Origin of the sequence: Nonomuraea sp. NPDC048901 (assembly GCF_040649695.1) — a bacterium.
Classification (GTDB): domain Bacteria; phylum Actinomycetota; class Actinomycetes; order Streptosporangiales; family Streptosporangiaceae; genus Nonomuraea.
The window spans coordinates 358,514-372,438 of sequence record NZ_JBEZFW010000012.1 but is presented as its reverse complement, the minus strand read 5'-3'; the positions used below and the strand labels follow the sequence as shown (position 1 = coordinate 372,438).

Sequence of the window (13,925 nt, the reverse complement as noted above, 5' to 3'; positions counted from 1 at the left end):
TCCTGGAAGGTGCTCACCAGGCTGCGCTGTTGTCCGCATCGCACGACCGCGCTCGTGCAGGCGAACCTCGTGCTGCAGCTCGTAGAAGAAGGCCGCTCAGGATGAAAAGGGCTCAGTGAACACGTCGTCGGACACCGCCCCCGTTCACAGGCACGATCGCGACGAACAGCGCGGCGACGATGGTCTTGGCGTACCGGCCTACCTTCATGAATGCCTCCCGGCATGCGAAAGACCCCGCCGCTCGGCAAGAGCCTAGACTTCTTGATCTTCAACCAGCTCGACAAGCCGTTACTTCACGGATCATGGTCGGCAACCGACTTCTTCAGCTACCGTCCGACCATGACCAGCCAGGACGAGTCCACCCTTCGCCTGCCGCCACCCGCACAGACGGCAGACGTCTCACCGACGCGGAAGCCGCAGGCCAAGGTGACCCGGACCTTCCGAAACCTGGCACGGCCGAAACCGGCCCTAGAATCACCCACCCCTCCTCCGGAGGTTCGGCCAAAGAGACGAAGGAGGCCGCGCGTCACCCCACCCACTCAGGAAGAACTCGACAGATTGCCCATTGAGAAGCGGCAAGAGATGTACGACGCCCGCCGGCAGCGACCTTGGCAGCACCTCACGTCGATCGGCGTACTACTCGGCCTCATCTTCACTGGTGGCGGTCTCGTCTACACTGCGCGGACATACGACACGGGCCAGGAAACCCTTCGAACCACGCAACAGCAGCAAATCACGGACCGCTACACCAAGGCAGTTGAGTCAATCGGCAAAGACAAGCCGATGGAGGTCCGCGTCGGCGGCTTATATGCGCTCGCCAGGGTTGCCAAAGATTCTCCTCCAGACGCTTCTACTATCGAGCAAGTCGTGACGGTATACACCTTGGAACATGACCGCGAAGACCTTGAGCGATCGCAAGATATTCGCGAGCCTAGGACCATCACTCCGTGGCACACCGGGGTCGATTTAGTTGCGGCCCTAAAAGTGCTGAGACAAGTGCACCTCGTCGACAACGGCAGCCTTGGGCTCCGCTCCCCTCTTCGGACAGCACGATTCATGGGAGCAGTTTGGAATGGCATGGATCTGTCCGAAGCGATGCTTTCCGAAGCGGACCTGACCGGCGCGAACCTGACTAGCGCTAACCTGATCAGCGCCGATCTGACCGATGCGAACATCAGCCGTGTGAATGCCACGAATGTCTGGCTGATCGACGCGAATTTGACCGGTGCAACCTTCTACGCTGCGGACCTGACCAGTGCGGCCTTTTCCGACGCCAACCTGACAGGCACAGATCTCACAAATGCGATCTTGGCGGACGCGGACCTATCTGGCGCGGTCTTGACCAACGCGACCTTGACCGGCGCGGACCTCAGAGGTGCGGACCTCAGAGGTGTACGCGGGGTGACGCCCGACAAGATACGCAAGCAGGCACGAACGGACGCCACGACTCAGTTCTGATCTCTCCTTGTTCATGACACTCGCAGCAGCGCCGCCCATGTCTTCGACCCGCACACACCATCCACCGCCAACTTCGCGGCCTTCTGAAACTGGCACAGCGCGTCGTTCGTCGCATCGCCGAACACCGTCTCGGCGATGCCGCCGTTCAGCCCGGCCCCCTCGCGCATGCAGCAGGTAGAACAGCGTCTTGACATGCCAGCGCAGCGGATCATCCTCGCTTCGGTCCTGTCATATGTCGTGACCGCAGGTTGGCTTGGTCGTGAGCATGCCGGTGCCCAGCGTCGGTAGGGCGCGTTTTCGTTGGGACACGCCAATGGCAAAACTGCGCGAAAACGTGGGCTCGTACGGCAAGGCCCCGTATCGTGCCAGGTAGAGGGCCTTCTCCTACTGGATCCACCCCGGACGGCGTCCACTGCGCATGCCGCGCATGGAGCCTGCTTCGGATGGGGTTCTTCGTCGGACAGGAGTTGGTTCGTATGGACCTGCAACGTGCGCTTCTTATAGCGCTCGCGATAGTCGCCTCCACCAGCATCGCGACTGCTCTCATGCTCGCGGACGGCTCCACGTGGCCCGCCGCACTCCTAACTGGCCTCGCCGCCGGCGGCGCCGTTTTGTGGGGGCTGCTCGGCTGTTTCAGGCGCCACCCATAGACGCACGGAAGGGACCCAGCTCTTCTCTAGGTTGGGCCTCTTCCTCGTCACCCCGGCACGGTTGGGGCCGCCACGAACAGCCCGTCCGGCAGCCGCCGCCCTCGCCCGTCGCGCCGTTCGACGCTTGCGACCCAGCCGTGCCGTGTCAGCTCGACGGGCGCTGCCCGCACGTCGCTCAGGCTCGCCTACATCTGAGCGCGGTTACGGCAACTGTCGCCGAACTGGGCTCGCAAAATCACTGGCCACCTTGTTGAGCAACGACTTCGGCTCTAGCTTGCCGACATGCAACAGGTAGCTCACGGACGAAGCAGCCAGCTTCTCGGCTCGTTCCTTCCTGGCTCCTCGCACGACGCCGAAGAGGCCGAACACGGCTCCGGTGCCTGCGAGGATGGGGTGGCCGGTGGCGACGGCTCCGCCCACAGCGGCGGCGGCAAGAGCCGGTACCTCGAACTTGACGTTCAGCGCTCCGAGGACCGAGTCAACACGAGCGCCTCGCATAGCCTTCCGTAGATCTCCCAGGGGTCGTTCGAATCGCCGCTCCACTTCCTGCCGGAGATAGACGTCGAGGACGTTGGGGTCTTTAACGTCTGCAAGAGCGTCGGCCAACTCGGCAACGGTGGCGGTCACAAGTTCACCGAACGCGTCGAAGTCAGCCCCGTACTTCTGACGGAGCCGGACGATCTTCTTGGTGGGGATGTCATTGAGGTTGGATGGGATGGCCACCTGCAGGGCCAAGAAGGCGAGCCTGTCGCTTAAGGCCTGCACCTCCCGGGCGGGGGTCTGCTTCCCGGTTGAGGCAAGCAGAGCATCGGTGATCTGGTCTGCTGTCCATTCCCGATCCGCGGATTGCGTGCCGATCTGGTCCGTGGTGGGCTGTAGGAGGCTTTGCCGCGCGACTTCCTTAGTAAGGGCGCATTTGTACGCCCATGCGAGTGTGGGATGCACGATGACCCAATGTTCGTGTCCTCCTTGGATACGTGATCCTAAATAGGCGAGGCCAGCCGTGAACAGCGTTTCACGGAGAGCGGGTTCGATTTCCCCGGTGATGATGCCTGTCGGCAGAGGTTCACCATCCGCATCGACTTCCAGTACAGCGGGCTCCGCGGTATGACTCCATTCATGGACGTTGCTGTGCCCTATCTGGATGGGAAGAGCGTCGGGCTTTGGGGGACGCAGATGACGTAGCCGGTCGGCGTGCGCCGTAATCACCTGAGCGAAAGTCGGAGCTATAGCCGACGCGGCTTGATCAGGGGCCACGTCTGCGACGAAGCCGAGCCCGTCCGCCAGAGCTCGCGCGACAGGGGAGTCGTTTGGCTGGTACCCGGCGGGCACGACGCGCGCCATGGCGGGCCAGTACAGTGCCGCCGCCTTTAGCCATCGGTCATCGCGGAAATGAATGTAGGGATAGTAGAGGCCGATTCGTTGCACGCTTCATCGTCTCTCGGCCGACGTGCCTGACCAAAGGTTTTCTCCGAAAATGGCCGGCCACGCAGCGCTGCCCGCGCCCCGCCTGCCGTGAACTCGGTGATCCGCTGGGGCTGATCTGCATGGCGATGGGTCTCGCCGGCCACCTCCAGGGCATGGGTCGGTGTTCTCCCGGCGAACCCGGCCGCGCCAGACGTCCCCCCGGCCTGGCGCGGCCACCTCATGCCCTGGCCCTGCTGTACCAGAGGGTGACCGCCTTGAGTTCCGTCGCGGGCCCTTCGGCGAGGACTCGCTGGGTCTTGCCGTTCAGGTCGGCCAGGACCAGCCGAGTGGTGCCTGCCTTGGTGACCGTGGCGAGGAAGTGCTCAGAGTCCAGCCAGCCGTTGAAGACCGTGCTCTCGTCACTCGGTATGACGGCTCGCCTGGCGCCGGTCGTCGCGTCCCACAGGCAGGTGCCCTTGAGCGTGCCCGGGCAGACAGTGGCGAATACCGTAGCGGTCCCTGTGCCGATGCGCACCGTGGCGGTGCCCACATTCATCAGATCGCCCTTGTCGCGGAACGTACGGATGACCGTGCCGTCCAAACCGACGAAAGCGATCGCGCCGTCCGCCTCCTGGCGCATCAGCGTCGAGGCGTCCGGGCCCCAGGAATAGCCGCCCTTGCGCCCTCCGGTCGTCAGGCGGGACCGGACGCTCTTGGTGGCGGCGTCCACGATCACGAATCCCGCCATGTTCAGCGAGCCCGGTTTGCGGGCAAAGAGGGTCATGAGCAGGTGACGGCCGTCGGCGTTCCACCTCGCGTCCATCGTGTCGCCGGGTTTGTCCGCGGTGCGGAGCTCGACGTCCTCGCCGGTGGCCGGCGTGACCAGCCTGATCGTGTTGTAGTCGGTACGGCTCAGCGTGGTGACGGACAGGGCGGCCACGTACGCACCGTGCGGCGAGACCGTCGGCTGCTGGAAGTTCCCGAAATACTGGAATTTGCCGGTCTTGGCATCGCGGACATAGGCGGGAGAACCCTCGCCCTGCTGCGCGGTCCCGTAGGCGGAGCTGACCCAGACGGGGTCGGCGGGGTTCTCGTGCAACGTGATCTTGGTGCCGGGGATCTTCACCGTGGTGGTCGAGGTCGTGGGCATCACGTCGTCGGCCGTCGCCGCGCCGGACGATGTCGAGGACGGGCCGACGGTCTGAGCGGTGGCTGGGGCTCCGGTCCCTGGGGCTTCGGTCCTTGGGGCTCCGGTCCCCGTGACGCTGGTCCCTGGGGTGCCGGTTCCCGTGGCGCCCAGGACGGTCGTACCGGCCTGCTTGATCGTGACGGCCACCGCCGCGGCCGCCACCAGCACCGCGGCGGTACCGATCAGCGCCACCCGCCGCCCGGAGCGCCGACCCGGAACCAGCGTCGACGGGGATGGCCCAGAGGGGACGGAAGGCACACCAGAAGCCGGCGGCACCGAATGCGGCACAGACGGCGACTCGGACTGCGATCCCCCGGACGGGGTCGCAGACGGTGAGGCGGCAGCGGGTGGAGCGGTAGTGGGCGAGGCGCCGGTGAGTCGAGCAGGGGTGGGTGGGGCGGCGGATCTGGTGCCCTCGGTGAGCAGGCCCTGGGGTGGGACCGGATGGCCGAGCAGAGTGAGCAGCGCTCGGGCGGCTGTGGGCCGGGCGGCGGGGTCCTTGGCCAGGCAGCGGGCCACCAGGTCACGCAGGTCGCCGCGCAGGTCGCCGAGGTCGGGTTCCGCCGACAGGATCCGGTTCAGTACGGACGGCAGGTCTCCCGAGCCGAAGGGCGGTTTGCCGGAAGCCGCGCACACCACCGTGGCCGCCCAGGCGAACAGGTCCGCGGGCGGCCCGGCGCCGGCGCCGCCGAACTGCTCCGGAGCCATGTACGGCGGCGTGCCCACCAGATGCTCGCCGGTGAGCTCACTGGAGTCCAGCGCCCGGGAGATGCCGAAGTCGATCACCCGGGGACCGTCCCTGCCGAGCAGTACGTTGCCCGGTTTGAGGTCCCGGTGCACCACCCCGGCCTGGTGGATGGCGGTCAGCGCGGTCAGGCTGCCGATCGCCAGGCGGCGCAGCTCGGCCGGCCGCAGCGGGCCCCGCTCGGCGAGCACTCTGGCGAGGGAGGGCCCGTCGACGTACTCGCTGATGACGTACGGCACGCCGTTCAGTTCGCCGGTCGCCAGCACGGTCGCCGTACAGAACGCCTTGACCCGTCGCGCGAGCTCGATCTCCTTGGCGAACCCCGCCCGCCCCTCATCCCCGGTCGCGTGTGTCAGCAGCTTGATCGCGACGCGCTCCCCCGCTGCCGACTCGCCGAGATAGACGACCCCCTGGCCGCCCTGGCCGAGCCGGCCCGCGACGCGGTACGGCCCCACCTGGGCGGGGTCGCCCGCGAGCAAAGGGCGCGGTTCCATGGTCACGGAGCCTTGGGCGCGAACTGCCGGGCGCTGTTGTTCGGGGCGACGTCCGCGAGGACGCGCTTGACCTCGCCCAGGAAGTCCACGATCTCGACGTGGGCCCTTCCCTTCTTGGCGGACTCCTGCACGAGGATGTTGTCCTCGTTGAACCAGCCGAGCACGTAGGAGTCGTCCTTGACGCCGGGCACGGTGGCCGTGCGGTCACCGGTCGTGGCGTCCCAGATGCAGATCTCCTTGTTATTGGGGCAGACCGTCATGAACTGCTTGCCCGACGGGGAATACCAGGAGACGTCGCGAGGCCTGCCCACCCAGTGCATGCTGTGGATGACTTTGCCCGACATGTCGTACGTCTCGATGCCCTGACTCTTGGTGGCGCTATAGCCTCTGGCGATCTTGCCGTCCGGGGTGAACGCGAACGGCAGGCTGCTGGCGTCCTTGTACTGCGCTTCCACGACGGTGGCCGTCCGCGCCTGGACGTCGATGACCGCGAAGCCCGTGATCAACGTCCGCTTGGCGTTCGAGACCGACAGCAGCAGCCGCCTGCCGTCCCGCGACCAGGCTGGGGACCAGGTCTGCGCGGGCTTCTTCACCGTGTTGACGGTGAAGGACTCCTTGGTGTTCAGATTGGTGAACCGCACCTGATCCATGTCGGAGCTCTGGAACTTGACCCACGGGTTGAGCGCCACCCAGTCGCCCGTCGGTGACAGGCGCGGCTCCTCGGCCAGCCCGACCTCTTTGAACTGGCCGGACCTGTCCCTGGCGAACGCCTTGTACGGGCTCTTGACCTGGAGGTAGGCGGCCAGCCATACGGGGTCGGCGGAGTTCTCGTGCAGGATGGCGTCGACGTCGGCCAGCTTGACGTCTTTGTCGGCCTTGGGCGCGACGCTGGCGACCGGCGCGCTGGTCACGCTGGGGGTGATCGGGGGCGCGGCGGTGATGACCGAGGTGGGCGCACCCGACGCGGCACCAGACCGTACGGGACCGGAGCCAACAGCCCCGGAACTGACGGGACCGGGGCTGACGGGACCGGCCGAAGCCGAACGGGGTGCGGCCGGGCCGGAGGCCGCCACGAGCCGCTGGCCGGTCAGCGCGTAGACGCCGATGCCCGACACCAGCGCCCCGGCGACGAACGCGGCCACAGCGATCAGCACTCCCCGGCCCCGCCGTGCGGGCAGCGCCGCCGCGACACCGTCCGACGCCCGCCCACCTGCCCCATGCCGCTCAAGCCCATCCGGCCCTCGACCGTCCGCCCCCTGCCGCTCAAGCCCGTCCGGTTCTCGACCGTCCAACGCCCGCCCTTCCGGTACCTGCCCGGTCGGCCCCGGCCACTCCAGTGCCTGCCCGGCCGACGACGGCCGCCACGGCGACGGCGGCGGCAACTGCGACGAGGGCGACTGCGAGGGTGGCGGCGAATCCAGGGAGGAGGAAGGCCGCGGCTGCGAGTCAGGTGGTAACCGTGGCGGCGGCAGGTTGTAGGGCAGCCCGGACGGTGGCGGCAGCCGGGCGGTCAGGAAGTTGGTCTCCCCGACCAGCCGCAGCAGCACCTCACTCGATGTGGGACGCGAGGCGGGATCCTTCGACAGGCAGGCCACCACGAGATCGCGCAGGTCCCCGAGGTCGGGCAGGTCGGGCTCGCCGTTGGTGATCCGGTTGACCGTGCCCGCCATCGAGCCGCCGTCGAAGGGAGAGCGGCCGGACGCCGCCGACACCAACGTCGCCGCCCACGAGAACAGGTCGGCCGGGGGCTCGGCGGCGGCCCCGCCGAGCCGTTCGGGCGCGGTGAAGGCGGGCACGTCCACCTTGCGGGTCGTGGCGGACGCCGTGCCCGCCATCGCCCGGCCGATGCCGAAGTTGATCAGCCGCGGCCCGTCTGGGCCGAGCACCACGTTGCCCGGCCGGATGTCGCCGTGGACGACGTTCGCCTGGTGGATGGCCACCAGCGCGGTGACGGTCCCGACGGCGAGCCGGTGCAGCGCCGTGTTCCGCAGCCGGGTGCCCGTCGCGGTCGTCCGCTCCAGCGTGGGGCCGTCGATGTACTCACTCACCACGTACGGCCGGCCGTCGTGCAGTCCAGACCCGAGCACCTGGGCCGTACAGAAGGCGGAGACCTCCTGGAAGGGCTCGATCAGGCGCAGGAAGCGCTCCTGGTCGATCTCCGGGTGTAGCAGCTTCACCACGACGAGTTCCGCCGATGACGGCGGCGGAGCCGACTCAACCTCCGACTCCGGCGGCGACGGCGGGGGCGGCGATTCATCCGTTCCGGCGGGGTTCGGCGTGCCGACGAAGACGTCCGGGCCCAGCCGCCCGATCAGCCGGTACATACCCACCTGGACGGGCTCTTCCTCGCGCAGCGGTTCGAACTCCGGCATCCGGATTTCTCCTCCCGGCACAACCAGGCCGTAGATCACCAATTATGGTGACTTGCCGCCAGGAATTGCAGGGGTTGCCAGCGATCCGGGGCTCAGGAGGAGCCGGTGGCCGGAGCGGTGACCGTTTCCGATACCGATGGGGTGATCGACGGGTCCGGCGACTCACCGGGGCCGTCCTGCGGGATCGTGGTGATGGACGCCGACGGTGGCGGGCAGTCGCGCCTGGCCGAGCCGCCGCGTCTCTTTCCCGCGGGGCCGGCACAGCCGCCCGTGTCAGCGTCGCCCGGTTCGCCCGGTTCGTACGTCGTCGGCGGATGCCAGGCCGTCTTCCGCTCGGGCGAGGGGTCGAGCACGATGACCGGGGCGGTCGTACGGGCCCGGGTGGCGGACACCGGCGGCGAGGTGATCGCCGTGCCCGCGACGGTGGCCGGGACGCTGGTCAAAGGCGTGATAGCGGGGCGCCTGGTGGAGTCGGCGCTTTCGTACGGCTGGACGACGGGCCGGTTCTCCGGCGGCGGAGAGGCCCCGCCGATGCTCGGACCACCACCGCCGCCGCCCGACGCCGCGATCACGGTGACGGCCGCGATGGAGACCGTGGCCAGCGCCGCGAAGGTGGCCGTGCGACAGGTGCGCCCCGGCCTTGGCCCTGCGTCCGCGCTTCGGCGTGGTCGTCGCCTCCTCGCCGGTCTCAGGCGTGAGCCGTACCCCTTCGCCGGTCTCGGGCGCGAGCCGTAGCCTGCCCGCTCCCGGCGGATAGGGCACGGGCGTCCAGATCTCCGCGAGTACGCCCGCCACCGCGGTCCGCAGGTCCCACGGATCGCCCACGCCCCCGGCGGCGAGCAGGACGCGTAACAGGTCGGCGGCCTTGGGCCGGTCGCCGGGCGCCTTGGCCAGCGCCGCCTCGACCGCGGGCCGCAGCAGGGCGGGCACACCCTCGACGCGCGGCGCCTCGAACAGGATGCGGCGGGTCAGCACATCGGCCTCGCCGCCGCCGAACGGGTGGTGCCCCGTGGCGGCGAACGCCACCAGGCAGCCCCACGCGAACACGTCCGACGCGGGCACGGCGGGCCCGCCGGTCAGCCGCTCGGGCGCCACCCAGCCCGGACTGCCCATGACCTGTCCCGCCTGCGTGTGCGCCGCCAGCGTGTCGACGTCTCGGGCGATGCCGAAGTCGATCACCCGCGGCCCGTCCTCGGACAGCAGTACGTTGCCCGGCTTGAGGTCGCGGTGGACCAGCCCCGCGTCGTGCACGGCGACCAGCGCCGCCGCCACGCCGAGCCCGGCGCCGTAGGCGAGGTCGGGCGTGAGCGGGCCGCGCGCCATCACGACCTGGGACAGGGCGGGGCCTGGAATGTACTCTGTGACCAGGTACGGGCGGTCCCGGTCGGTGCCGTCCTCGATCACGGCCGCGGTGCAGAAGGGCACGATTCGCCGCGAAAATGCGACTTCCTCCGCGAAACGGGCCCGCAACGTGGGATCGTTGAGGTGTACCGCGTGCGGCGTCTTCAGCGCCACCAGACCGCCCCGCGGGTGTTCGGCCAGATAGACCACCCCCATGCCGCCGATGCCGAGGCGGCCGAGGAGCAGGTATCTGCCGATGATGACCGGGTCGCCCACCGTAAGCGGCCGCACGCCTGGAGGCATGTCGCTCGCACCACGCGCCATCGGTTCTCCGCTCGCTGTCTGGGACACGGCCAAAGCACACTGTCGTCCCATTCGAGCGGGGTTTCCGCATGGTTTTCACAAGGGGTATCGGAGGTAAGGCGGTCGTGCCTCCACGGTAAGTAAGTGGTGTGACTCGATGGCCTGAAGTGGCGTTTTACCACCTAGCCGAGGGCCGCGGCCTCCTCGGCCTCGACCTGGCGGTTCCAGTCGCGCTTCGCGGCCCGCCAGCCCTCGTCGTCGGCGCCGAGCCGCCAGTAGCCGGAGATCGACAGCTGCTCCATTGGCACCTTGCGTTCGACCCGGAGATGGCGGCGCAGCTCCTTGACGAACCCCGCCTCCCCGTGGACGAACGCGTGCACGTCACCGTCGGGGAACTCCAGCTCGCGCACCGCCTTCACCAGCGCCTCACCGACGGGCGCGCCGCCGCGGTGCAGCCAGACGAGCCGCGTCTCACCCGAGACCCGCAGCTTCTGCTCCTCCTCCGGCCCGCCGACCTCGAGGAAGGCGTAGGCGGTGGCGCCGTCGGGCAACGCCTCCAGCGCGGCCGCGATAGCCGGGAGCGCGCTCTCGTCGCCGACGAGCAGGTGCCAGCCCGCCTCCGGGCGCGGCGCGTAGGCGCCGCCTGGGCCGAGCATGAACAGCTCGTCACCGGGCACGGCCCGCGCGGCCCACGGCCCGGCGATGCCCTCCTCGCCGTGGTAGACGAAGTCGAGCGTCATCTCCCCGGCGTCGGGGTCCCAGGCGCGCACGGTGTAGCTGCGCAGCCGCGGCCAGACCTCCCGTGGCATGGTCTCGCGTACATGCTGGACGTTGAACGGGACCGGATAGTCGACCCCCTCGTGCGGGAAGACCAGCTTGACGTAGTGATCGGTGAGACCCGAGGTGGCGAAGTCCCGTAGATCCTCACCACCGACCACGACACGGATCATGTGCGGCGTGATCCGCTCCGTACGTACCACTACGCCACGGTGGTGATCTCTGGGCTTGTCAGCCATCGGAACACTCCTCAAATATTAGGTATGCCTAACCTACACCCTGATTCCCGGTCTGGTCAGGGCGAGCGGCCACGGGCAACGACAAAGACCTGATTCCCGCACACCATTCACGCGCCGCGACCCATCCAGCATCGCATCACGACGACCACCCTGAACCCCAAGGGGTCAGGCCGCGTCCTCCAGAGAGGACGACCGCACCGCCGCGACCGCGGCGAAGAACCTCGTCATGTGCCGGAAGGCCAGCCTGCCCTCGGGCAGCACGTCGGCCAGGATCGGGAACACGTGCGGCATTCGCCGCCACTCCTCATACGTCACCGGCACCCCCGCCAGCCTGGCCTTGACCGCCACGCGCCGGGCCTCGTCCCGGAGCACCTCCGTCGAACCGGTGACGATCATGAGCGGCGGCAGACCGGTGAAGTCGCCGAGCACGGGCGACACGAGGGGATCACGCGAGTCCAGGCCGGAGGTCCAGCGCCGGGCCAGCCAGCGGATGCGGCCGGCCGGCAGCATCGGGTCCTGCCAGCGGTTCGCGCGCTTGGGCAGGTCCGTCAGGTCGGCCCAGGGCGACAGGCAGACGGCCGCGGCCGGGAGTGGCAGGCCGCGGTCGCGCAGGGCGAGCAGGGTGACGAGGGTGAGGTGCCCGCCCGCCGAGTCGCCGCCGAACAGGACGTCCTCGGTCGCGTACCCCCGCTTCAGCAGGCAGTCGTAGGCGTCCAGCGCGTCGCTCAGGGAGTCGGCCAGCTTGTGGACCGGTCCCTGTCGGTAGTCGAGGGCGAGCACCGGGCGGCGGGCCGCGACGGACAGGCGCCAGGTGATCGGCCGGTGCGTCCTGGGCGAGCAGGAGAAGTAGCCGCCGCCGTGGAAGTACAGCAGCACCTTGCCCTCGTCGGGCGCCGCGCCCGCGCGTACCCACTCACCGCCGCACGCGGAGAAGGCGGCCGGCTCGACGTCCACGTGGCCGGGCGGCCGTAACGGCACCAGCCGGCCCAGCTCGCCGAGCCGGGCGGCGCAGTCGATCGTCACGGGGTGGCGCATCAGGAGGTGGGAGGCCGGCTTGAGGGTCCCGCGCATCAGGCCGGTGACCGCGCGAGCCTGCCAGCTCAGTGGATAGTCGGGAGTGACGTCCCTGTCCAAGTCCATATATCCCTCCGATGAATCTCCTTCCCCCCAGAACATCGCTCTACTCGCAAGTAAGTATCTCCTCGCTTACGGGACTATTTCCGCGATGTGTCACAACAGGCCGGATGGCGGTCGCGCGTCGTTTATCGCGTTGCGGATCGCCGACCGGAAAGCAGATAATTCAAGGCTTCCATCGGCTTACCCGCGTGCGGGTCCGGGCACGGTTGGTCACCGTGTCATCACTATCCGGAGGTGCAAAACCATACCGCTCTATGCCCGGCTGGTCCGGTACGGCTTCCGCAAACACGCCACCTACGTCTGGGCCGCGATCGCGGGCGCCTTCACCAACAGCGTCTTCGGCATTCTTCGCGCCTACATCCTCATCGCCCTCTGGCAGGCCAGACCCGGCCTGGCCGGCTACGACGTCACCCAGGCCGTCACGTTCTGCTTCATCACCCAGGCCCTCATCGGCCCGATGCAGCTGTTCGGCACCGGCCTGGCCATCCCCGAGCGGATCCGCAGCGGCGACATCGCGCTCGACCTCGTCCGACCCGCCTCGCTCCTGCTCTGGTCCCTGTCGGAGGACCTGGGCCGGGCCTGCTACCTGTTCCTGGTGCGCGGCATCCCGCCGATGCTGCTGGGCGCCGCGTTGTTCGGCGTCACCTATCCGGCCGGACCCGGGCAGTGGTTCGCCTTCCTCGCCGGCTTCCTGGCCGGGATGATCGCCAGCTTCGGCTGGCGCTACCTGGTCTCGCTGTCGGTCTGCTGGCTGATCGACGAGCGTGGCGTGGGGGCGTTCTCGCTGGTGCTCACCACGCTCTTCAGCGGGATGCTGCTGCCGCTCAGCCTGTTCCCCGGCCTGCTCGGCGACCTGGCCAAGGCGCTGCCGTGGGCCGCGATGGTCCAGGCACCCACCGACCTCTACCTCGGCAAGGCGCCGGTCCTGGAGACCCTGGCCTTCCAGAGCTACTGGGCTGCCGCGCTGCTCGCCGCCGGTGCGCTCGGCACGCGGGCGATCCGCCACAAGGTGGTGATCCAGGGTGGTTAGCACATATTTCCTGCTGGCCTGGACCTGGACCCGCGCCGCGATGGCCTACCCGGCCTCGTTCGTCCTCACGATCGTGCTCGGCCTGTTCGTGGCGGGCACCGACGTGGCGGTGATCCTCATCATCTTCGCCAACACCACCTCCCTGGCCGGCTTCTCCCGCGAGGAGACGCTCTTCCTGTACGGCACCGCGAACCTGGCCTTCTGCCTGTGCGACCTGTTAGTCGGCAACATCGACCGGATCAGCCAGCACATCAAGGCGGGCACGTTCGACACCATTCTGATCAGGCCCGTGAGCGCCTGGATCCAGCTGGCGACCGACCGTTTCCTGCCGACCCGCGCCGGCCGCGTCCTGCAGGCGGCGATCGTGCTCGGCTACGCGATCAGCGCCCTCGACCTCGACTCCGGGCGGCTCTGGATGGTCCCCGTCATGATCGCGACGGGGATGGTCATCTTCGGGGCGCTCTGGACGCTGACCGGGGCACTGCAGTTCGTGCTGACCGACGCGCCCGAGGTGACCAACGCCTTCACCTACGGCAGCGGCCAGCTCACTCAGTACCCGTTCGCCATCTACGGCCGCGACCTGGTGCGCGGGGTGACCTACGTGCTGCCGCTGGCCTTCATCAACTGGCAGCCCGCCCTCTACGTGCTGGACCGGGACGACCCGTTCGGCACGCCGGGCTTCATGCGCTTCCTCGGGCCGGTCGCGGCCCTGGTCCTCGCCCTGCTCGCCGGGTTCGCCTGGCGCCTGGGCATCCGGCACTACCGATCCACGGGGAGTTAGGG

General features: G+C 68.6%; 11 protein-coding genes and 1 pseudogene. 4 read left to right on the top strand and 8 right to left on the bottom strand.

Annotated elements, in window-relative coordinates; all coding sequences use genetic code 11:
• Both AB0C30_RS37220 and AB0C30_RS37215 read left to right on the top strand, forming a co-directional pair.
• Positions 1-105, top strand: a pseudogene (locus AB0C30_RS37220) (IS5/IS1182 family transposase); the annotation flags it as partial.
• Positions 106-261: 156 nt separating this feature from the next.
• Positions 262-1,458, top strand: coding sequence for a pentapeptide repeat-containing protein (locus AB0C30_RS37215; protein WP_357952860.1), 1,197 nt, complete (start codon positions 262-264; stop codon positions 1,456-1,458).
• An 11-nt stretch (positions 1,459-1,469) separates the two neighbouring features.
• Here the strand turns inward: AB0C30_RS37215 and AB0C30_RS37210 are convergent, their stop codons facing one another.
• The 8 genes from AB0C30_RS37210 to AB0C30_RS37175 all read right to left on the bottom strand — a co-directional run bounded on the left by AB0C30_RS37210 (position 1,470) and on the right by AB0C30_RS37175 (position 12,115).
• Positions 1,470-1,625, bottom strand: coding sequence for a peptidoglycan-binding domain-containing protein (locus AB0C30_RS37210; protein ID WP_357952859.1), 156 nt, complete (start codon positions 1,623-1,625; stop codon positions 1,470-1,472).
• A gap of 530 nt (positions 1,626-2,155) precedes the next feature.
• Positions 2,156-2,278 (bottom strand): hypothetical protein, encoded by a 123-nt coding sequence (locus AB0C30_RS37205; protein WP_357952858.1) that lies wholly within the window; start codon positions 2,276-2,278, stop codon positions 2,156-2,158.
• A gap of 31 nt (positions 2,279-2,309) precedes the next feature.
• Positions 2,310-3,536 carry a DUF6236 family protein gene (locus AB0C30_RS37200; protein WP_357952857.1) on the bottom strand — a complete coding sequence of 409 codons (1,227 nt, stop codon included), beginning with the start codon at positions 3,534-3,536 and terminating at the stop codon, positions 2,310-2,312.
• Between the two features lie 217 nt (positions 3,537-3,753).
• Entirely contained in the window at positions 3,754-5,943 is a 2,190-nt protein-coding gene (locus AB0C30_RS37195; protein WP_357952856.1) for a serine/threonine-protein kinase, read from the bottom strand.
• A 2-nt stretch (positions 5,944-5,945) separates the two neighbouring features.
• The gene (locus AB0C30_RS37190) at positions 5,946-8,315 is read right to left on the bottom strand and encodes a protein kinase (protein WP_357952855.1); all 2,370 of its coding nucleotides are present in this window, start codon (positions 8,313-8,315) and stop codon (positions 5,946-5,948) included.
• Positions 8,316-8,588: 273 nt separating this feature from the next.
• Complete coding sequence (locus AB0C30_RS37185; protein WP_357952854.1) at positions 8,589-9,947, bottom strand: serine/threonine-protein kinase; 1,359 nt, start codon at positions 9,945-9,947, stop codon at positions 8,589-8,591.
• 194 nt (positions 9,948-10,141) lie between these two features.
• Positions 10,142-10,975, bottom strand: coding sequence for a siderophore-interacting protein (locus AB0C30_RS37180; RefSeq protein ID WP_357952853.1), 834 nt, complete (start codon positions 10,973-10,975; stop codon positions 10,142-10,144).
• A 165-nt stretch (positions 10,976-11,140) separates the two neighbouring features.
• The gene (locus AB0C30_RS37175) at positions 11,141-12,115 is read right to left on the bottom strand and encodes an alpha/beta hydrolase (RefSeq protein ID WP_357952852.1); all 975 of its coding nucleotides are present in this window, start codon (positions 12,113-12,115) and stop codon (positions 11,141-11,143) included.
• Between the two features lie 85 nt (positions 12,116-12,200).
• Between AB0C30_RS37175 and AB0C30_RS37170 the strand changes: the two genes are divergently transcribed.
• Positions 12,201-13,142: an ABC-2 family transporter protein gene (locus AB0C30_RS37170; RefSeq protein ID WP_357952851.1), complete on the top strand. Its 942-nt coding sequence runs from the start codon at positions 12,201-12,203 to the stop codon at positions 13,140-13,142.
• Positions 13,135-13,923 carry an ABC-2 family transporter protein gene (locus AB0C30_RS37165; protein WP_357952850.1) on the top strand — a complete coding sequence of 263 codons (789 nt, stop codon included), beginning with the start codon at positions 13,135-13,137 and terminating at the stop codon, positions 13,921-13,923. Before AB0C30_RS37170 ends, AB0C30_RS37165 begins: the two co-directional genes overlap by 8 nt.
• Positions 13,924-13,925: the final 2 nt, after the last annotated feature.

Bases quoted from the DNA above. Each gene is read 5' to 3' on its own strand.
- AB0C30_RS37210 (WP_357952859.1), bottom strand. From the start codon at position 1,625: ATGCGCGAGGGGGCCGGGCTGAACGGCGGCATCGCCGAGACGGTGTTC.
- AB0C30_RS37195 (WP_357952856.1), bottom strand. From the start codon at position 5,943: ATGGAACCGCGCCCTTTGCTCGCGGGCGACCCCGCCCAGGTGGGGCCG.
- AB0C30_RS37190 (WP_357952855.1), bottom strand. From the start codon at position 8,315: ATGCCGGAGTTCGAACCGCTGCGCGAGGAAGAGCCCGTCCAGGTGGGT.
- AB0C30_RS37180 (WP_357952853.1), bottom strand. From the start codon at position 10,975: ATGGCTGACAAGCCCAGAGATCACCACCGTGGCGTAGTGGTACGTACG.
- AB0C30_RS37175 (WP_357952852.1), bottom strand. From the start codon at position 12,115: ATGGACTTGGACAGGGACGTCACTCCCGACTATCCACTGAGCTGGCAG.
- AB0C30_RS37170 (WP_357952851.1), top strand. From the start codon at position 12,201: ATGTGTCACAACAGGCCGGATGGCGGTCGCGCGTCGTTTATCGCGTTG.